Origin of the sequence: Planomonospora sp. ID91781, assembly GCF_015711595.1 — a bacterium.
Lineage (GTDB): Bacteria > Actinomycetota > Actinomycetes > Streptosporangiales > Streptosporangiaceae > Planomonospora > Planomonospora parontospora.
Genome location: NZ_JABTEY010000001.1, coordinates 1,236,494 through 1,255,460, shown reverse-complemented (window position 1 = coordinate 1,255,460; position 18,967 = coordinate 1,236,494). Strand labels below are relative to the sequence as shown.

The following is an 18,967-nucleotide window of genomic DNA, read 5'->3' as shown; positions in this document are numbered from 1 at the left end:
GGGTAGAGCCGGTCCCGTTTCGGGGGAAAGCTTTCAGCAGCCGACCTGTCCTGGCAAGGGCGCCGCAGAGCCGATCACACGTATCGCTCCGGCCCAGAGGGAGACAACCGTATCGTGCCCCATGCCCTCCGGCCCCGTCGAGGAGAAAACTTCGGTTTTCTCCGACCGCCCCCGCATGGACGACCCGAGGGCGAGGCCGGAAGCGATGGAGCCCTTCCTCGCCGACCACTCGGCGGCCGTTCGGTGATCACGGAGAGTGATCATCAGTGGAGCGCCGATCCTCTTTCAGGGCAGGGCCCCTCCCCCGCCCCGCGCTCCTCCGAAGTATTCAGGATGGTTCGTCCCGGACATTCCAGAATCCGTAAAGGTCTTGGTCCCAGGGGTTCCCATCAGCCGGAATTCGTCATACAAAGGTTTCACGGACCCAGTGTCCGCGCACGGCCACCAGGTACCCACGCGCGACCAGCCGCGGGAGGCGCGTCGACCCGGGCTTGCCCCGTTTCGACGAATACAGGTGCACGCTTGGTAACCAGGTGAGACGTGCCGGCGACGGCGCCCCCGCAAAGGGGCGCCGTCCGCTTTTCACCGCTCATGTCCGCGATCTCGGCGACCGGGCCTCTCCGCACCGCTCGCCCGCACCGATCCGCAGCCCGTCCACCGCGTCGGCCCCGCGGCGGATCCGGCACCCGTCCCGCCGCGTCGGCACCGTGTCAGTCCCGCGGCGGATCCGGCACCCGTTCCACCGCGCCGGGCCCGTCCGGATCAGCCCCGCTGCATGGCCTCGCAGATCGCCGTGGCCTCGCGCACCCCGAGCGTGACCGCCGCGGCGCAGTGCCGTACCCAGGCCGTGATCCCTTCGGGGGTGCCGGTCAGGTAGGCCCGCAGGCCCTCCCCGTAGGCGGGCCCGAGTTCCAGGTGGCCCAGCTCCACCGCCGCCAGCGACTTGGGGTCCAGCCCGAACTCCACCAGCGTCAGCCGCTCCGCCGCCCGCGCGACGATCCCGTCCGCCGTGCCGAACGGCCGCAGCACGGCCAGCTCCGCGTGCACGATGGCGGCCAGCACCAGGGCCGGCGCCTTGGAGTCGGCGGTCACCAGGCCGACCAGCCCGTCCACCCGGGCCACCGTCGCCTCGGCCCCCGGCGCGGCGCCCACCCCGAGCGGGTCCGGCGCGGCCTCGGCGGTCCTGGGCCGGCCGAGGTCCTCGGTGAGGCCTGCCGCGGCCAGGGTGTGCAGCCTGGCCAGCACCTGCCGCGGCGCCGTGCGCCAGGTACGGCCGAGCCCGCCGAGCTCGGCCGAGACGCGCAGCGCGCCCTGGACGACGGGGTCGGTCGTCTCCGGGATCGCCTCCAGGGGGATGTCCGCCCCCTCCAGCGCGGCGGACGCGCGGGCTCCGCGCAAGGCCGACCGGGCCGACACCTCCGGGCTCTTGCGCCGCAGCACGCGGTGCCCGTAGAGCCGGTCCACGGCCTTGCGCACGTCGGCCACGGCCTCGGACACTCCCGGCAGCTCGGCGATGACAGCCAATGGGTCGCTCACGGTTCCCGACCCTACCGGCCGGTCAACAAGCCGCCGACCCCGCCATGCGCCCGCCGCCGGGAAGCGGTGCCGGACCGTTCACCGAACATATGGCGCCATCCGGCGCAGCACCCCGGCGGAGCCCGTGGAACGCCGCGCCCTCCGTTCCTAGGGTCGGGATCGACCGCTTCCACGGACCCTCTTATCCACCCCTGAGCCCATATGAACCAGGATGGCCCCTGCATCCGCTTGGTACAGACCTGTCTAGACCTCTTGTGGCGGATGGCTCCACCCTGGTGAAGTGGGACACACCCGAAGCCGATGAGCAGTACGAGTAAGGAGTGCGTAGTGGCCCCGGAGACCCCTGGTTCCGAACCGCGTGAGCCCCAGGAGACGCTGTCGAACCTGCTGAGCGAGACCCGGCGGTTCGCTCCTCCCGCCGGACTGGCCGCGGCCGCGAACGTGACCGAGCAGGCCTACACCGAGGCGGAGGCCGACCGGCTGGCGTTCTGGGAGAAGCAGGCCGAGCGGCTGAGCTGGTCCAAGCGCTGGGACACCGCCCTGGAGTGGAACCCGCCCTTCGCCAAGTGGTTCGTCGGCGGTGAGCTGAACGTCGCCTACAACTGCGTCGACCGCCACGTCGAGGCGGGGCGCGGCGACAAGATCGCCTACCACTGGGAGGGCGAGCCCGAGGGCGACACCCGCACGATCACTTACGCCGACCTCCAGCGGGAGGTCGGCAAGGCGGCGAACGCCCTGACCGAGCTGGGCGTCGGCAAGGGCGACCGGGTCGCGATCTACATGCCGATGATCCCCGAGCTGCCGATCACGATGCTCGCCTGCGCCCGCATCGGCGCGATCCACTCCGTCGTCTTCGGCGGCTTCTCCGCCACCGCGCTCAGCGGCCGGATCAAGGACGCCGACGCCAAGGTCGTGGTCACCGCCGACGGCGGCTACCGCCGCGGCGCGCCCAGCGCACTCAAGCCGACCGTGGACGAGGCGGTCAAGGAGTGCCCCGGCATCGAGCACGTGCTCGTGGTCCGCCGGACCGGCCAGGAGGTGGACTGGACCGGCAAGGACGTCTGGTGGCACGACCTGGTGGAGCGCCAGAGCACCGAGCACGCCCCGGTCCCGCACGACTCCGAGCACCCGCTCTACATCCTCTACACCAGCGGCACGACCGGCCGGCCGAAGGGCATCCTGCACACCACCGGCGGCTACCTGACCCAGACCGCCTACACCCACCACGCGGTCTTCGACCTCAAGCCCGAGACCGACGTCTACTGGTGCACCGCCGACATCGGCTGGGTGACCGGGCACTCCTACATCGTGTACGGACCGCTCGCCAACGGTGCCACCAGCGTCATCTACGAGGGCACCCCGGACACCCCGCACCGCGGCCGCTTCTGGGAGATCGTGCAGAAGTACGGGGTCACGATCCTCTACACCGCCCCGACCGCGATCCGCACGTTCATGAAGTGGGGCGACGACATCCCCGCCAAGTACGACATGTCGTCCCTGCGGATCCTGGGCAGCGTCGGCGAGCCGATCAACCCCGAGGCCTACGTCTGGTACCGCGAGCACATCGGCGGCAACCGCACCCCGGTCGTGGACACCTGGTGGCAGACCGAGACCGGCGCCATCATGATCAGTCCGCTGCCCGGCGTGACCAGCGGCAAGCCCGGCGCCGCCATGCGCCCGCTGCCCGGCATCACCGCCGAGGTGGTCGACGACCAGGGCAACGGCGTCGGCAACGGCGGCGGCGGATACCTCGCCATCCGCGACCCGTGGCCGTCGATGCTCCGCACCATCTGGGGCGACGACCAGCGCTACATCGACACCTACTGGTCCCGCTTCGAGGGCGTGTACTTCGCGGGCGACGGCGCCAAGAAGGACGAGGACGGCGACATCTGGCTGCTGGGCCGCGTCGACGACGTCATGCTCGTCTCGGGCCACAACATCTCCACCACCGAGGTGGAGTCGGCCCTGGTCTCCCACCCGAAGGTCGCCGAGGCGGCCGTGGTGGGCGCGACCGACCCGGTGACCGGCCAGGCCATCGTCTCGTTCGTGATCCTGCGCGGCGGCGCCGAGGAGGGCGAGGACATCGCGGCCGAGCTCCGCGCCCACGTGGCCAGGACCCTCGGCCCGATCGCCAAGCCCCGGCAGATCCTGGTCGTCCCCGAGCTGCCGAAGACCCGCTCGGGCAAGATCATGCGGCGCCTGCTCCGCGACGTGGCGGAGAACCGCAGCGTGGGCGACGTCACCACCCTGGCCGACAGCACGGTGATGAACCTCATCTCCGAGAAGCTGCCCAGCGCCAAGAGCGAGGACTGACCCGGCCGGGACGGGTCCCCGCCGCGCCGGGGACCCGTCCCGGCCCGGCGGGCGCGGGCCTCCGGGACCCCGCTCGCCGCGCCATACCCGATTGTCACTAAATATCCGGTTAATCGACTCCGTATAGGCTGGTGTCCAGGAGTGCCGGGAAGTCTGGTCGGCCGGGGAGGGAACAGGCCCTCCGCGAACACGCTTCCCGAAAGACTTATGTGCCGCACCGCCGAGATCCCGCCGCTCCGGCCCGCCGTCCACCGCGCCCGGCGCGCCCGGTGCACCCGCCGGCCGACCGGAGCCCTCGGGGACGAGGCCCTCGGAGCCGGGACCGCCGACGACGCGATCCGCGACGTCCACGCGACCACCGAAGACACGACCTGCGACGTTCACACGACCGCCGCCGGGGTAGCGCGCGATCCGATGACCCGTGTGCACCCCTTACCCGACCGGGACAGCTCCCCCGCCGGACCCGCCGGCCGGCCGCCGGAGGGTTCCTCCGCGTCTTCGGCGGGGCGCGGCCGCCCGTGCGATCCGGATCGCCCGGACCCTCCGACGAGCCGCACCGGCGGGACGGGGCCGCGGCGCCGGCACCGACCGGGATCGGCTTCACCGTGTCGCTGCCCATCGCAGGCCCCGCCTTCGGCGATGATCCGGAGAGGTCGAACACGGTGACCGCGGACGTGCCCGCGACGGATCGCACCGCCGTGCCGCCGACGGCGGCTCTGCCCGAGTCGCGCGTGCGCGCACACCCCAACGCGCAGGATGATGTTGGCATCGGCGCTCGATAGGAGATCGTTCATGACGCACAATCCGGCCGCGGAGCCGCAGGAGGAGTCCCTGGGCTCGCTGGTCGCCGCGGCCAGCAGCCACATCTCCACCCTGGTCCGAGCCGAGATCGAACTGGCCAAGGCCGAGCTGAGGTTCGACGCCAAGCGCGTCGGCCTGGCGGCGGGACTGTTCGCCGCCGCGGCGTTCATGGCCCACCTGTGCCTGATCCTCGCCTCCTTCGCCATCGCCTACGCCCTGGTGGGCGTGTTCGACTGGGCGGAAGGCTGGGCCTTCGCGACCGTCACCCTCTTCTACCTGATCGTGGCGGGCCTGCTGGTCTTCGTCGGTGTCCGGCGGCTCAAGGGCCTGACCGGGATGAAGCGGACACTCCGTTCGCTCAAGACCATCAAGAGCGGCGAGAGCGAGCTCTCCGGCTCCTCCGTCGCCCCCGTCCCCTCTTCCGCCCCCTCCCCCTCCGCCGGGAAGCCCGGCGTTCCACGAGAGTCGGTGAAACCGGACCAGTGAGCCGACCAGACGAGTCCGCGGTCCTCATCGAGGGCCCCTGGACCCATCGCTCCGTGCACGCCCGCGGCACCCGCTTCCACATCGTGGAGGCCGGTGAGGGCCCCCTGGTGCTGCTGCTGCACGGGTTCCCCCAGTTCTGGTGGAGCTGGCGCCACCAGCTCGTCTCCCTGCCCGCGGCGGGCTACCGCGCCGTCGCGGTGGACCTGCGCGGCTACGGCGCCAGCGACAAGCCGCCGCGCGGCTACGACCTGCCGGCCCTGGCCGCCGACGCGACCGGCCTGATCCGCGCGCTGGGCGAGACCGGTGCGATCGTCGTCGGCCACGACTGGGGCGGCCTGGTCGCCTGGACGATGGCCGCGCTCGACCCGAAGACGGTCCGGCGGCTGGTGGCGGTCTCGGCGCCGCACCCGCTGCGGCTCCGCTCCGCGCTGCGCTCCGACCCCTTCGGCCAGTTGCGGGCGAGCGCCCACGCGTTCGGCTTCCAGCTGCCGTTCCTGCCCGAGCGGCGGCTGACCGCCCGCGGCGCGGCCCTGGTGGGCAGGCTGCTGGACGAGTGGTCGGGACCCGCCTGGCCGGAGGAGGAGGCGACCCGGACCTACCGGGAGGCCTTCGGCATCCTCAACGTCGCCCACTGCGCGCTGGAGTACCACCGCTGGTTCGCCCGCTCCCAGCTCCGCCCGGACGGGCTGCGGTACGCCAGGAGCATGCGGACCGGGATCGAGACGCCCACGCTGCAGCTGCACGGCGCGCTCGACCGGCGGATGCTGCCGCGCACCGCCCAGGGCTCCGGCCGCCACGTGGTCGCCCCCTACCGGTGGCGCCTGGTGGAGGGAGCCGGGCACTTCCCGCACGAGGAGCGGCCCGGCGAGTTCGACACCGAGCTGATCGACTGGCTGGCCGACCCGGAGCCCGACCGGTGACCGCCCGCCACCGCGCCCCCGACGCCCCCGGCCCCGATCCCGGCCCCGATCCCGGCCCCGGCCCGGTGGGTCCCCGCGATCCCGAACCTCCGGTTCCCCACGGCGGTTCTGGACCGGAGACCCCCCACGACGGTTCTGGACCGGAGATCCCCCGCGACCGCGACCCGGACGGCCGGGCGCGCAACCAGCGGCCCCGCGACGCGTTCGGCCGCCCGCTGCCGCGCGGGGCCGAAGGCGTGGAGCGCGTCCCCGACGACTACGCGCCGGACGCGGCCGAAGCCCTCGCCGAGGCACGCCGCCTGCTCGCCGAGAACCGGCCCTTCCACGCCCACGAGGTACTGGAGGCCCGCTGGAAGACCGGCCCGGCGGACGAGCGCGAGCTCTGGCAGGGGCTGGCGCAGATCTGCGTCGGCCTCACCCACCTCCAGCGGGGCAACCGGCGCGGGGCCTCGGCGCTGCTCGAACGCGGCGCCGCCCGGGTCTCCGGGTACGGCCCGCCGTACCCGGAGATCGCCCGGGCCGCCCGGAAGCTGGCGGGATCGGCGGAAGCCGACCCGGCGGAGGCGATCGCCGGGATCAGAGCCCTGCTGTGAGGAACCCGGCGGGGATCAGGAGGACCGGGAGGGCTCCCGCTCCGCGGTGAGGCAGGGGCGGGGGACCGCAGGGACCGTCGGCCGCCGGGCCGGGGACCACAGGGACCGGACCGGTCACAGGGCCGGGGCACGGGGTCAGTGGTCGCACTCCTGGGTGTCCACCCGGTTGAGCAGCCGGGAGCCGTCCTCGGCGTCCGGGGCCACCTCGCCGGCGGTCAGGACGTAGCCCGTCTCCTGCTGGTCGAGGGCGGCGGCGAACACGACGCCGTAGACCCGGCCGTCCGGGGTGAGCAGCGGCCCGCCGGAGTTGCCCTGGCGGACCAGGCCGCGGATCGCGTAGACGTCGCGGACGACGCTGTTGCGCTCGTAGATGTCGGTGCCCTTGGCCTTGTGCCGCACCCGGATGCGGGCCTCGTTGGGGGTGAAGCCCTGCCCGTGCGGGAAGCCCGCGATGATCGCGTCGTCGCCCGTCTCGACCTCTCCGGCGTAGAAGCGCAGGATCGGCAGGTCGAGCCCGGGGACGTGCAGGACCGCGATGTCCCTGTCGGGGTTGTAGAGCACGACCCTGGCCGGACGCGAGTCGCCGCGGTGGTCGATGATCTGCAGGTCCTGGTCGACGCCGGCGACCACGTGGGCGTTGGTCATGATCTTGTTCTGGGCGTAGACGAACCCGGTGCCCTCGATGTGCTTGCGGCAGCTCGAGGCGACGCCCTGGACCTTGACGATGCTCCTGCGGGCCCGCTCCAGCCGCGGATTGCCCTTCAGCACGCCCTGGTCGGGCGGGGCCACCTCGACGAGGCGCCCGCCCCCGATGCCGTCGAACACCTTGGGGAAGCCCGACTTGTCGATGAAGTCCTTGATCGGGTCCTGGATGTCCTTGGCCGCCTGCGGCATCGCGTCGTCGACGGTGCCCAGCAGCAGCGACTTGTGCACCTGCTCACTGATCATGGTGAACTGGGACGAGGCGACCAGGCTGCCGATGAACCAGGTGCCGATCAGCACCGCCAGCGCGCTGGCGAACGTGCCGCCGACCGCGTCGACCACCTTGGCGGGCTCCCAGGTGACGTGGCTGCGGATCACCGCACCGATCGTCGACGACGCGAACTGGCCGATGATGGCCGTGAGGAAGACGATCACGATGGCGAGCAGCGCCTGCTCGGTGTCGCCGTCGACCACGGCGCCGGCGATCGGCGGGGCGATGAAGACGCCGAGCAGCAGCCCGCCGACGAACCCCACGAAGCTCATGGCCCCGATGATGAACCCCTGCCGGTATCCCGACACCGCGAAGGCCACCATGAGGGCGATCAGGACAAGGTCGAGGAGATCGCCGTTCACCCCTTTACGGTATCCAGCCGCCGCCCCGCGCGCGTAGCCCTTCTCCGAGCTCCGTTGTGGCTATCGTTGCACTATGGCAACGATCGGGGGGCCGGTGTCCGTCACGTCACTGATCGAGACGGCGCTGGGAGATCCGGACCATGACGGTGCGATCCGCTGGCAGGCGATCGCCCAGCTGCAGGAACGGGGCGATCTGGAGACCTTCACCGCGGCCCGGCGGCTGTGCGGGGGAGCCACCACGGCCGAGCGCATGCTCGGTGTCGACATCCTCGGGCGGCTGGGCTTCACCGACCGGAGCCTGCCGGTCCTGCGCTTCCTCGCCGCCGGCGAGGACGACCCGATGGTGCTCTACTCGGTGCTGATCGCCTTCGGCCACCTGCGCGACCGCCGCGCGCTGCCCTCGGTGATCGAGCTGGCCGGGCACTCCGACGCCGGCGTCCGGTACGGCGCCGCCTACGCCCTGCCGAACATCGTCGGCAGCCCGCCCGACCCCGCCGGGCTCGCCGCGCTGCGCCGCCTGGCCCACGACTCCGACGAGGACGTGGCCGACTGGGCCTGCCTGGGGATGACCCTGGTGGGCGGCGGCGCCTAGGCGGTTCGCGGCCCGACACACGGACGATCGAGGCACGGGCGGCCGGCGCACGGACACGGGCGGGCGCGGACGATCGAGGCACGAACGGCCGACGCACGGGCGGCCGGCGCACGGACACGGGCGGGCGCGGACGGCACCGCCCACCGGACCCGGGAACGCCTCAGCCCCGGGAGGCCAGGGCCAGGACCTCGGGGGGCACGTCCTCGACCCGTGAGCGGTCCCACGGTCGCTCGAAGCCCGAGACGGAGAGCACCCCGTCGAGCACGCCCGCGGTGAACCCCCAGACCAGCAGCCCCCGCACCCGGAACGCCGGGCTGGCGTACCCGCTCGGGTGGCTCAGGACGAGCCGGTTGGCCGGATCGACCAGCTCGGCGACCGGCACCCGCTCCACCGACTCCACCTCGTCGGGCGAGGCCGCGTGCACGGCGCTGGGCGTGTGCCACCAGCCGATCACCGGGGTCACCCGGTTGTCGCTGCGCCAGATGTACAGCTCGGGCATCGTCCCGACCACGTGCACGCCCGACGGGTCCAGGCCGGTCTCCTCCTCGGCCTCGCGCAGCGCGGCGGCGACCGGGCCGCCGTCCTCCGGGTCGACGCCGCCGCCGGGGAAGGCCGGCTGCCCCGCGTGCCGCCGCCCGCGCGAGCTGCGCTGGATCAGCAGCACGTCGGGCCCGAGCGGCCCCTCGCCGAACAGCAGCAGCACCGCGGCCGGGCGCCCTCCCGACCTCGGCGGGCGCAGCGCCGGCGGCACCGGCCTCTCCGCGGCCCGCTCCGCAAGCGTCTCCAACCACTCGGGCACTTCCACCGCCACACCTCCGGTCTTCTGCAACACGTCGCCCCCGCCCGCGCTTCCCCGCCACCGGACCCGGCATTCCCGGCCCGCGGCGGGACCGCTACGAGGAGGGGCCGGGGCGCACCAGTTTCGCGGCCTGCGCAGGGTCCGTGGGGCCGGTGCCGTACGAGGGGCACAGGGCGGTCAGCGGGCACGCGCCGCAGGCGGGCCTGCGGGCGTGGCAGATGCGGCGGCCGTGCCAGATCAGCCGGTGGGAGGCCATCGTCCAGTCGCGCTTCGGCAGGAGCTCCGCGACGACGTGCTCGATCTTGACCGGGTCGGTCTCCGCGGTCCAGCCGAACCGGTGGACGAGCCGCTGGAAGTGGGTGTCGACGGTCAAGCCCGGGACTCCGAAGGCGTTTCCCAGCACCACGTTGGCGGTCTTGCGCCCGACGCCGGGCAGCGCGACCAGATCCTTCAGCCTGCCGGGGACCTCGCCGCCGTGCCGCTCGCACAGGGCCTGGGCCATGCCCATGATGCTGGCGGTCTTGGCCCGGAAGAACCCGGTGGACCGGATGATCTCCTCCAGCTCGGCCCGGTCCGCCCCGGCATAGTCCTCCGCCGTCCGGTATTTGGCGAAAAGCGTTGGGGTGACGAGGTTGACTCTCTTGTCGGTGCACTGGGCGGACAGGATCGTCGCGACCAGCAGCTCCAGCGGATCGGTGAAGTCGAGCTCGCAGTGGGCGTCGGGGTAGGTCTCCGCCAGGATCCGGTCCGTCCGCCGGGCACGGCGGACCAGCGCGAGCCTGGACTCGCCCGCCGGGGGGTCTTCGCGAAGCACCCCGACAGCTTATGCGTCCGGGTCCCCGCCGAGCCCAGTGGTGTGATGAGTCACAATGGCTGTTGCGGACGCCGGGGACCGGTCACGGGCGCCCGCGCCGACGACACCACATCAACGCAGAGCCAAACGCAGAGCCAGAGGACGACGTGCGGACACGAGGACGAGGGACGGGCCGTCCGCCGGCGGCGTCACGCGAGCGCGGCAGGCCCGAGGACGAAGCGTGAAACCTCAACAAGGAGGCACCGTGAACACCGACGACGTGCTGGGCAGGGCCCCCCTGTTCTCCGCGCTCGACCGCGAGGGCGCCGCCGCCCTGCGCACCAGCGTCTCGGAGGTCCAGCTGTCCAAGGGCCAGACCCTCTTCAACGAGAACGAGACGGGTGACCGGCTCTACGTCGTCCTCGAAGGCAAGATCAAGCTGTCCAGGACCGCTCCCGACGGCCGGGAGAACCTGCTCAGCGTGCTCGGCCCGAGCGAGATGTTCGGCGAGCTGTCGCTGTTCGACCCCCGCCCCCGTACGGCCTCCGCCATCGCGCTGACCGACGTCCGCCTGGCCGGGCTCGGCCACGACGACCTGCGTCCCTGGCTGACCGGCCGCCCCGAGGTCGCCCTGCACCTGCTGCGCGCCCTGGCCCAGCGGTTGCGCCGGACCAACGACGTCCTGGCCGACCTGGTCTTCACGGACGTGCCCGGCCGGGTCGCCAAGGCCCTGCTCGACCTCGCCGACCGCTTCGGCCAGAAGGTCGACGACGGGGTCCGGGTCCACCACGACCTCACCCAGGAGGAGCTGGCCCAGCTGGTCGGCGCCTCGCGGGAGACCGTGAACAAGGCCCTGGCCGACTTCGCCCAGCGCGGCTGGCTGCGCATCGAGGCCAAGGCCGTGGTCATCATGGACATCGAGCGCCTGCACAACCGCTCACGCTAGACGCCGCCGCGCGCCCGGCGCCGCCCGAGCGCCGGGACGTCGCCGGGCACGTGGGGGCACCGCCGTACGGCACGGCTAGCCGTACGGCACGGCTAGGCGTCGCCGAGATAGTCCAGCTGGGCCCGGACCGACATCTCGGCCGCGGGCCGGAGCGAACGGTCCACGTCCGCGTAGACGATCGCGACGATCTCCGCGGGCGTGGCCGCGCCGCCCTCCCGCGCGGCCCGGATCTGGTCCAGGCGCCGCCTCCGGTGCGCGATGTAGCCGTCCAGCGCGCCGATCGGGTCCGGCAGCACCGGACCGTGCCCGGGGAGCAGCGCCTCGGCCCCGACCTGCTCGGCGGTGGCGCGCAGCCGGTCCAGGGAGCGGAGATAGTCGGCCAGGTCGCCGTCGGGGGCGATCACGGTCGTCCCCCGGCCGAGCACGGTGTCCCCGGTCAGCACCGCCCGGTCCGCCGGCAGCCAGAAGCAGAGCGAGTCCGCGGAGTGGCCGGGCGTGCCCAGCACGCGCAGCTCCAGGTCGCCCACGCCGACCACGTCGCCGTCCCCGAGCCCTTCGTCGCCCAGCCGGTGCCGGGGGTCCAGCGCCCGCACCGGAGCCCCTGTCAGCTCGGCGAAGGCGCGCGCGCCGCCGCTGTGGTCGTGGTGCCCGTGGGTGAGCAGGATCGCGGTCACCCTGCGGTCCCGCAGGTGCGCCGCCACCCGGGCGAGATGCGCCTCGTCGTCCGGCCCCGGATCGACGACCAGCACCTCCTCCCCCAGGCCGACCACCCAGGTGTTGGTCCCGTCCAGGGTCATGGGGGACGGGTTGGGGGCCAGCAGGTTGAGCGCGTGCTCCGTGCCCGCCCCGTCGGGCCCCTCCAGCGGTATCCGCAGACCGCTCATGCGGTCTCCCCGCCCGGCGACCCGGAACCCGCATGCGCGCACGCCCCGCGCCCTCCGGCCCGCCCGCTCACGCGACCCGCCCGCTCACGCCGCTCGTCCCGCCCGCTCACGCCGCACCGAACCGGTAGCCGTCGTCGAGCACGATCTGCATCTCGCCGTCCACCTCAGCGATCCGCGGCATGAAGGTGACGATCTCCCGCTCGGCCGCGAGCACGTCGGCGACCTTCTCGTAGGCGGTCAGCTCGCTCAGCGTGCGGTGGGTGGGCGGCATCAGGAAGATCTCCCCCCTCGCCCCCTGCCCGATCGCGTCGCCGGGCCGTACCCAGGCGACCTGGTCGGCCTCGCCGCCGACGTCGCGGGTGCGCTGGCCGGGCGGGAGCGCGGCGACGAAGAAGCGGGTGTCGTAACGCCTGCTCTCGACCTCCGGCGTGATCCAGTGCGCCCAGGGGCGGAGCAGGTCGGACCGGAGGACCAGGCCGCGCCTGCCGAGGAAGTCGGCGAAGGACAGGGTCCGGTCGATCAGCGCGAGCCGGTCGGCCTCCCAGTCGTCCCCGGTGGTGTCGTCCACGACGGAGGTCGGCGACGAGCCGGCCAGCAGCACGCCCGACTCCTCGAAGGTCTCCCGGACCGCGGCGCAGACGAGGCCCCGCGCGGTCCCCTCGTCCGCGCGGAAGACCTCGCCCCACGCGGCGGGCGAGGGCCCGGACCAGGCGACCGCCTGGTCGGCGTCGCGCGGGTCCACCGAACCGCCGGGGAAGACGTAGGCCCCGGCGGCGAAGGCCATGCTCGCCTTCCGCCGGAGCAGGTAGACCTCGGGGCCCTCGCGGAGGAGGACCACGGTGGCCGCGTCCCGGGCCGGGACGGGCTCGGCCCGCCCGGCCAGGATGTCGCGCGCGCGCTCGCCCAGCTCCCCGGGAAGCGGAATCCCACCCATGCCTGAACCTTTCACCCGAATCCGCCCGAACATTGCTCGGTTTTCGGGTTCATCATGTGGTACGGCCCGCTCCCGGGCAATCACCGGCCTCCTGGGCGATCACCGGCCTCGTGCACGATCACCGGTCTCCCGGGTGAGCGCCGGCCTCCCGGGTGAGTACCGGCGGACCTCCGTCCCGCGCGATCGTCAGCGGACCTCGGCGATCAGTTCGACCTCGACCGGCGCGTCCAGCGGGAGGACCGTGACGCCGACCGCGCTGCGGGCGTGCACCCCGGCCTCGCCGAAGACCTCGCCGAGCAGCTCGCTGGCGCCGTTGACCACCTGCGGCTGGCCGGTGAAGTCCGGGGCGCTGGCCACGAACCCGACGACCTTCACGATCCGCACCACGTTCGACAGGCCGCCGACCGCCGACGCGACCGCCGCCAGGGCGTTGAGCGCGCAGATCCGGGCCATCTCCCGGCCCTCCTCCGCGCTCACCTCGGCGCCGACCTTGCCGGTCGCCGCCAGCTTGCCGTCCACCATCGGGACCTGGCCCGAGGTGTAGACGTGGTCGCCCGACCTGACGGCCGGGACGTAGGCCGCCAGCGGGGGCACGACCTCGGGCAGCTCCAGGCCGAGTTCGGCCAGCTTCTCCTCAGGGGACACCGCGCCTACTCCTTCGGGCGCTTGAGGTAGGCCACCAGCTGCTCGGGGTTCGGCCCCGGCACGACCTGGACGAGCTCCCAGCCGTCCTGGCCCCAGTTGTCGAGAATCTGCTTGGTCGCGTGGACCAGCAGAGGCACAGTCGAGTACTCCCACTTCGTCATGCGAGACACACTAGCGAGACCTCCCCCCGCCGGACGCCCCGGCGCGGCCCGCACGGCCCGGCCGCCGCGCGAGGGTGTGAATCGCGTCCCAAACAACGGCCCGAGCGAGTCGCCAAGCAACCGTTGGGTAGCCTTCGAACTGTGAAAGCGCGCGACACCGACTGGGATGGGGTACGGCTTCACGTCGTCACCGGCAAGGGCGGCACCGGGAAGACCACGGTCGCCGCCGCGCTCGCCCTCGCGCTCGCCGCGGGCGGACGGAAGGTCCTGCTGGTCGAGGTCGAGGGGCGCCAGGGGATCGCGCAGATCTTCGACCTGCCGCCGCTGCCGTACGAGGAACGGAAGATCGCCGTCGCGCCGGGGGGCGGCGACGTCCACGCGCTGGCCGTCGATCCCGAAGAGGCCATGCTCGACTACCTCGAGATGTTCTACGGCATGCGCCGGGCGGGCCGGGCGCTGAGCAAGCTGGGCATCGTCGACTTCGCCACCACCATCGCCCCCGGCTTCCGCGACGTCCTCGTCACCGGCAAGACGACCGAGGCGGTCCGGCGCAGGAGCAAGGAGGGCCGGCGGGTCTACGACGCGGTGGTGCTGGACGCCCCGCCGACCGGCCGGATCGTCCGCTTCCTGAACGTCACCAACGAGGTCGCGGGACTGGCCAGGATGGGCCCGATCAAGAACCACGCCGACCTGGTGAACGGCGTCGTCGCCTCACCCGAGACCGCGGTGCACTTCGTCACCCTCCTGGAGGAGATGCCCGTCCAGGAGACCCTCGACGGGCTGGCCGAGCTGCGGGCGGCGGGCCTGCCGCCCGGCGGCGTCTTCACCAACATGGTCAGGACCTCGCTGCTGCCCGCGGAGGCCGTCGAGGCGGCCGCGGCCGGCCGCTTCGACCCGGACGAGCTGGCGCTGGGCCTCAAGGCGGCCGGGCTGGCCGACGGGGCCGACGCCGCCGCCGTGGCCTCGGCCCTCACCGAGGAGATCGTCGAGCACGCCCGCCGCACCGAGCTGGAACGCCAGGAGCGGGCCTCGCTCGACGCCGCCGGGCGGCCCCGCTACGAGCTGCCGCTGCTGCCGGACGGCGTGGACCTCGCCGGGCTGTACGAGCTGGCCGAATCGATCCGCACCCAGGGAGCAGCATGAACGAGCGGACCGGAGGGCACCGCACCGCCCCCCTGCTCGACCTCGACGCGATCATCGACGACCGCAACACCCGGATCATCGTCTGCTGCGGCTCCGGGGGCGTGGGCAAGACCACCACCGCGGCCGCCCTGGGGCTGCGCGCCGCCGAGCGCGGGCGCAGCGCCGTGGTCCTCACCGTGGACCCGGCGCGGCGGCTGGCCCAGTCGATGGGCCTGACCGAGCTCGACAACACGCCCCGACCCGTCGCGGGCGTGACGGGCGAGGGCGAGCTGCACGCCATGATGCTCGACATGAAGCGGACCTTCGACGAGATCATCGAGGCGCACGCCGATCCGGAGCGGGCCCGGCAGATCCTGACGAACCCCTTCTACCAGTCCCTGTCGTCCAGCTTCTCCGGCACCCAGGAGTACATGGCGATGGAGAAGCTCGGCCAGCTCCGCCGGTCGGGCGACTGGGACCTGATCATCGTGGACACCCCGCCCTCCCGGTCCGCCCTGGACTTCCTGGACGCGCCGGAACGGCTCGGCCGCTTCCTCGACGGGCGGCTCATCCGCCTGCTGACCGCCCCGGCGAAGGTGGGCGGGCGCAGCGCCTTCAAGCTGTTCAACGCCGGCTTCGGGTTCGTCGCCGGGACCCTGACCAAGCTGCTGGGCGCCCAGGTGCTCAAGGACCTGCAGACGTTCGTGTCCGCCCTGGACGCCGTCTTCGGCGGGTTCCGGGCGCGCGCCGACCAGACCTACCGGCTGCTGCAGGCCCCCGGGACCGCGTTCGTGGTCGTCGCGGCCCCCGAGCGGGACGCGATGCGCGAGGCCTCGTACTTCGTGGAGCGGCTGGCCGAGGAGCGCATGCCGCTGGCCGGGCTCGTGGTCAACCGGGTCCACCGCTCGCCCGTCTCCGGGCTGTCGGCGGCCCGCAGCAGCGCGGCGGCCGAGGACCTGGAGGCGCGGGGTGAGCACGAGCTGACCTCCGCGGTGCTGCGGTTGCACGCCGATCGCATGCAGCTGGCCGCCCGGGAGCACCGCGAGCAGGAGCACTTCGTCTCCGCCCACCCCACGGTGCCGATCGTCCAGGTCGCCGCGATGCCCACGGACGTGCACGACCTGGAGGGTCTGCGCGAGGTGGGAGAGCTCCTGGCCGGGCGGTGGCGCCCGGCGGCCTGACCCGGCTCGGACGACATGGGTACGGCCGGCGGGCGGCGCCGGCCGTACGGGGTCGGAATCATGCCGGGGCGGCTCGCGGGCTCAGCCGGCGATCAGCTCGTTCGTCCGCTCGTACTCTTCCTTGGCCAGTTCCAGCAGGTCCCGCCAGGAGTCGACATCGGGTCGCCGGCGCAGCAGCGCCCGGCGTTCCCGCTCGGTCATCCCGCCCCACACCCCGAACTCGATGCGGTTGTCCAGCGCGTCGGCGAGGCACTCGGTTCGGACCGGGCACCCTCGGCAGATGAGCTTCGCTCGGTTCTGGGCAGCGCCCTGGACGAACAGCGCGTCAGGATCCGCACCCTTGCAGGCCGCGCTGGACGTCCAATCCGTGATCCACATTCGACCCCACTCCCCTTAGGTGGTCAGTCGTGACTTGGAGCCGACGGGCGCGGTCGTCGGGCTTCCGTATTCAGTTGCCGCAGAAAGAGAACGTACGCAATCAGACGTTCGGGCGGACAGACCCCGGCGGGACCAATTTCTTGCATGGTCATGGGCGGCCATGTGGCCGGGAATGACTAGTTACCTGTCCTTGATTCAAGGGAACGCCAAGCGCGAACGGTGTTCCGTTACCGTTCGAGCCGTCCACCCGACGTACTCTTGTTCTCGTGCAAGCTCAAGGCAAAGATCAGAAGTCGGCAGTGGGGAACATCCTGCGGCTCGTCACCGCGGGCGCCGCCGCGGGGGTGTTGGTCGCTGCCATCGCGCTTCCGGCGATGGGTGGTGCGGGCGTGACGGTGAAGTCCGCCATCCAGGAGCTGCACCTGCAGCCGGAGGAGCTCAAGGAGCCCCCGCTGCCCGAGCGGACCGTCCTGCTGGACGCCGACGGCAAGCAGTTCGCCCAGTTCTACTACGAGAACCGCGAGTCGGTGAGACTCGACCAGATCGCCGACGTCATGAAGACCGCGATCGTCGCGATCGAGGACTACCGGTTCTACGAGCACGGGGCGCTCGACCTGGAGGGCACGGCCCGCGCCGCGGTGAAGAACTTCACCGGCGGCGGCGTCGTGCAGGGCGGCTCGTCGATCACCCAGCAGTACGTCAAGCTCGTCCTGGTCAACAGCGCCGAGACCAAGGAGGAGCAGGCCGCCGCCCAGGCGCCCACCCTCGAACGCAAGCTCAACGAGCTGCGCTACGCGCTGGCCATCGAGGAGAAGTACACCAAGTCGGAGATCCTCGAGCGCTACCTCAACATCTCCTACTTCGGCGCGGGCGCGCACGGCATCCAGGCCGCCTCCAAGCGGTTCTTCGGCAAGCCGGCCTCCAAGCTGACCCTGTGGGAGGCCGCCACGCTGGCCGGGGCCGTGCAGAACCCCAGCGTGACCGACCCCAACACCGGCAAGGCCGCCCGCGCCCGGCTGCTGGAGCGGCGCAACACGGTGCTGAACCGGATGGCCGAACTCGGCAAGATCACCAAGGTGGAGGCCGAGGAGGCCAAGGCCAAGAAGCTCGGCTACAAGGACGTCCCGGTCCCCGGCGGCTGCGACGAGAGCCCCTATCCCTACTTCTGCCTCTACGTCCAGCACGAGATCCTCAACAACGAGGACTTCGGCAAGACCGCCGAGGCGCGTGAGAAGTTCCTCCAGCGCGGCGGCCTGACGATCAAGACGACGCTCGACACGCAGGCGCAGAAGGCCTCCGAGAAGGCCATCAAGGCCTACGTCAAGACCACCGACAAGCCGGTCGCCTCGCAGGCCATGGTCGTGCCGGGCACCGGCGCCATCAAGGCGATGGCCGCCAGCCGCAAGTTCGGCCAGAACAAGAAGAAGAACGAGATCAGCTACAACCTCGCCGCCGACGTGCTGCACGGCGGCGGCGCCGGGTTCCAGGCGGGCTCCACCTTCAAGCCCATCACCCTGCTCGCGGCCCTGGAGAAGGGCATGAAGCTGAACGACGGCTTCAGCACCGGTTCCACCTACCACGCGCCGAGCAGCAGCGCCTTCCGCGACTGCAAGGGCAACCGGGTCGGCGAGCCCTCGCATCCGGTCCACAACTCCAGCGAGGGCGGCGGCGGCTTCAAGACGCTGACCACCGGCACCCTCGGCTCGGTGAACACCTTCTTCATGAAGCTGGAGGAGGTCGTCGGGCTCTGCGAGACCGTCAAGACGGCCCAGAAGCTCGGCATCAAGCGCGCCGACGGGCAGCCGCTGAAGGAGTTCGAGACCTTCACGCTCGGCATCAACGAGATGGACCCGGTGACGGTCTCCGCCGCCTACGCGACGATCGGCGCCCGCGGGGCCTACTGCAAGCCGATGGCCATCACCGAGATCCGCGACCGGAACAACAAGGCCACCTCCTACAAGCCGAAGTGCAAGCAGGTCCTGGACGAGGAGGTCGCCGACGCGGCCTCGCACATCATGTCCGGGGTGTTCACCAAGGGCACGATGAGCGGCGTCGGCGGCATCGGCCGCCCCGCGGCGGGCAAGACCGGCACCACCGACGCCTACACCGCGGCCTGGTTCGCCGGCTTCACCCCCGACCTGGCCTCCGCGGTCAGCATCGGCGACCCGCGCGGCGCCTTCCAGCACGACCTGGTCGGCGTGACCATCGGCGGGCGCTACTACTCCTACGTGTACGGCGCCTCGATCGCCGGACCGATCTGGAAGCAGTCGATGATCGGCGCGTTGAAGGGCGTGGAGGCGACGCCGTTCACCCCGGTGAACATGGAGCGCTTCGGCGGCTGCTCGGCCGGCCGGTGCGCCCCACCGCCCAAGAAGCCCGCCAAGGTCGACGGTGACGGCGGCGGCCGTGGCGGCGACGGCGACGGCGGCAACGACGTGGAGTCCCCGGCGGACTGGGGCGGCGTGAACGGCGGCGCCCCGATCATTCCCTGACCGTCCGCGGCGGTGCCGCGAAGACGGGAAGAGAGCCCTCCTCGAGGCCGGTGAAC

The 18,967-nt window shown here is 72.4% G+C and carries 18 protein-coding genes; 9 read left to right on the top strand and 9 right to left on the bottom strand.

Going from position 1 to position 18,967, the window contains the following annotated elements; translation table 11 throughout:
* Nucleotides 1-762: 762 nt before the first annotated feature.
* Entirely contained in the window at nt 763-1,536 is a 774-nt protein-coding gene (locus HS048_RS05820; RefSeq protein WP_196466371.1) for a Fic family protein, read from the bottom strand.
* A 327-nt stretch (nt 1,537-1,863) separates the two neighbouring features.
* Here HS048_RS05820 and acs point away from each other — a divergent pair, with 327 nt between their 5' ends.
* The 4 genes from acs (at nt 1,864) to HS048_RS05800 (ending at nt 6,649) form a co-directional block, all read left to right on the top strand.
* Nucleotides 1,864-3,849, top strand: coding sequence for an acetate--CoA ligase (acs, locus tag HS048_RS05815; protein ID WP_068898074.1), 1,986 nt, complete (start codon nt 1,864-1,866; stop codon nt 3,847-3,849).
* A gap of 792 nt (nt 3,850-4,641) precedes the next feature.
* Nucleotides 4,642-5,136 (top strand): phage holin family protein, encoded by a 495-nt coding sequence (locus HS048_RS05810; protein ID WP_068898071.1) that lies wholly within the window; start codon nt 4,642-4,644, stop codon nt 5,134-5,136.
* The gene (locus HS048_RS05805) at nt 5,133-6,056 is read left to right on the top strand and encodes an alpha/beta fold hydrolase (RefSeq protein ID WP_068898069.1); all 924 of its coding nucleotides are present in this window, start codon (nt 5,133-5,135) and stop codon (nt 6,054-6,056) included. Before HS048_RS05810 ends, HS048_RS05805 begins: the two co-directional genes overlap by 4 nt.
* The gene (locus tag HS048_RS05800; RefSeq protein WP_307832376.1) at nt 6,053-6,649 is read left to right on the top strand and encodes a DUF309 domain-containing protein; all 597 of its coding nucleotides are present in this window, start codon (nt 6,053-6,055) and stop codon (nt 6,647-6,649) included. The genes HS048_RS05805 and HS048_RS05800 overlap by 4 nt, the downstream gene beginning before the upstream one ends.
* Before the next feature lie 135 nt (nt 6,650-6,784).
* On the opposite strand, the gene HS048_RS05795 is transcribed toward HS048_RS05800, so the two are convergent.
* Nucleotides 6,785-7,984 carry a MarP family serine protease gene (locus tag HS048_RS05795; protein ID WP_068898067.1) on the bottom strand — a complete coding sequence of 400 codons (1,200 nt, stop codon included), beginning with the start codon at nt 7,982-7,984 and terminating at the stop codon, nt 6,785-6,787.
* 73 nt (nt 7,985-8,057) lie between these two features.
* Between HS048_RS05795 and HS048_RS05790 the strand changes: the two genes are divergently transcribed.
* Nucleotides 8,058-8,576: a HEAT repeat domain-containing protein gene (locus HS048_RS05790; protein WP_068898065.1), complete on the top strand. Its 519-nt coding sequence runs from the start codon at nt 8,058-8,060 to the stop codon at nt 8,574-8,576.
* 160 nt (nt 8,577-8,736) lie between these two features.
* On the opposite strand, the gene HS048_RS05785 is transcribed toward HS048_RS05790, so the two are convergent.
* Both HS048_RS05785 and nth read right to left on the bottom strand, forming a co-directional pair.
* Nucleotides 8,737-9,381 (bottom strand): CoA pyrophosphatase, encoded by a 645-nt coding sequence (locus HS048_RS05785; RefSeq protein ID WP_068898357.1) that lies wholly within the window; start codon nt 9,379-9,381, stop codon nt 8,737-8,739.
* Nucleotides 9,382-9,469: 88 nt separating this feature from the next.
* Nucleotides 9,470-10,189 carry an endonuclease III gene (gene nth / locus HS048_RS05780; protein ID WP_068898062.1) on the bottom strand — a complete coding sequence of 240 codons (720 nt, stop codon included), beginning with the start codon at nt 10,187-10,189 and terminating at the stop codon, nt 9,470-9,472.
* 244 nt (nt 10,190-10,433) lie between these two features.
* Between nth and HS048_RS05775 the strand changes: the two genes are divergently transcribed.
* Nucleotides 10,434-11,114 (top strand): Crp/Fnr family transcriptional regulator, encoded by a 681-nt coding sequence (locus HS048_RS05775; RefSeq protein ID WP_068898060.1) that lies wholly within the window; start codon nt 10,434-10,436, stop codon nt 11,112-11,114.
* Between the two features lie 92 nt (nt 11,115-11,206).
* Here the strand turns inward: HS048_RS05775 and HS048_RS05770 are convergent, their stop codons facing one another.
* From HS048_RS05770 to HS048_RS05755, 4 genes are all read right to left on the bottom strand, one after another.
* Nucleotides 11,207-11,998 (bottom strand): MBL fold metallo-hydrolase, encoded by a 792-nt coding sequence (locus HS048_RS05770; protein WP_196466370.1) that lies wholly within the window; start codon nt 11,996-11,998, stop codon nt 11,207-11,209.
* A 106-nt stretch (nt 11,999-12,104) separates the two neighbouring features.
* Nucleotides 12,105-12,932 carry an NUDIX hydrolase gene (locus HS048_RS05765; protein ID WP_196466369.1) on the bottom strand — a complete coding sequence of 276 codons (828 nt, stop codon included), beginning with the start codon at nt 12,930-12,932 and terminating at the stop codon, nt 12,105-12,107.
* 186 nt (nt 12,933-13,118) lie between these two features.
* Nucleotides 13,119-13,577 carry a RidA family protein gene (locus HS048_RS05760; protein WP_196466368.1) on the bottom strand — a complete coding sequence of 153 codons (459 nt, stop codon included), beginning with the start codon at nt 13,575-13,577 and terminating at the stop codon, nt 13,119-13,121.
* Between the two features lie 5 nt (nt 13,578-13,582).
* Nucleotides 13,583-13,738 carry a DUF4177 domain-containing protein gene (locus HS048_RS05755; protein WP_141703503.1) on the bottom strand — a complete coding sequence of 52 codons (156 nt, stop codon included), beginning with the start codon at nt 13,736-13,738 and terminating at the stop codon, nt 13,583-13,585.
* A 141-nt stretch (nt 13,739-13,879) separates the two neighbouring features.
* On the opposite strand from HS048_RS05755, the gene HS048_RS05750 reads away from it, so the two are divergent.
* Nucleotides 13,880-14,881, top strand: coding sequence for an ArsA-related P-loop ATPase (locus HS048_RS05750; RefSeq protein WP_068898054.1), 1,002 nt, complete (start codon nt 13,880-13,882; stop codon nt 14,879-14,881).
* Nucleotides 14,878-16,041, top strand: coding sequence for an ArsA family ATPase (locus HS048_RS05745; protein WP_068898051.1), 1,164 nt, complete (start codon nt 14,878-14,880; stop codon nt 16,039-16,041). Before HS048_RS05750 ends, HS048_RS05745 begins: the two co-directional genes overlap by 4 nt.
* An 81-nt stretch (nt 16,042-16,122) precedes the next feature.
* On the opposite strand, the gene HS048_RS05740 is transcribed toward HS048_RS05745, so the two are convergent.
* The gene (locus HS048_RS05740) at nt 16,123-16,419 is read right to left on the bottom strand and encodes a WhiB family transcriptional regulator (RefSeq protein ID WP_068898049.1); all 297 of its coding nucleotides are present in this window, start codon (nt 16,417-16,419) and stop codon (nt 16,123-16,125) included.
* Between the two features lie 299 nt (nt 16,420-16,718).
* Here HS048_RS05740 and HS048_RS05735 point away from each other — a divergent pair, with 299 nt between their 5' ends.
* Complete coding sequence (locus HS048_RS05735; protein ID WP_307832375.1) at nt 16,719-18,911, top strand: transglycosylase domain-containing protein; 2,193 nt, start codon at nt 16,719-16,721, stop codon at nt 18,909-18,911.
* The last annotated feature ends 56 nt before the right edge of the window (nt 18,912-18,967 follow it).

Bases quoted from the DNA above. Each gene is read 5' to 3' on its own strand.
- HS048_RS05810 (WP_068898071.1), top strand. From the start codon at position 4,642: ATGACGCACAATCCGGCCGCGGAGCCGCAGGAGGAGTCCCTGGGCTCG.
- HS048_RS05790 (WP_068898065.1), top strand. From the start codon at position 8,058: ATGGCAACGATCGGGGGGCCGGTGTCCGTCACGTCACTGATCGAGACG.
- HS048_RS05770 (WP_196466370.1), bottom strand. From the start codon at position 11,998: ATGAGCGGTCTGCGGATACCGCTGGAGGGGCCCGACGGGGCGGGCACG.
- HS048_RS05765 (WP_196466369.1), bottom strand. From the start codon at position 12,932: ATGGGTGGGATTCCGCTTCCCGGGGAGCTGGGCGAGCGCGCGCGCGAC.
- HS048_RS05755 (WP_141703503.1), bottom strand. From the start codon at position 13,738: ATGACGAAGTGGGAGTACTCGACTGTGCCTCTGCTGGTCCACGCGACC.
- HS048_RS05745 (WP_068898051.1), top strand. From the start codon at position 14,878: ATGAACGAGCGGACCGGAGGGCACCGCACCGCCCCCCTGCTCGACCTC.
- HS048_RS05740 (WP_068898049.1), bottom strand. From the start codon at position 16,419: ATGTGGATCACGGATTGGACGTCCAGCGCGGCCTGCAAGGGTGCGGAT.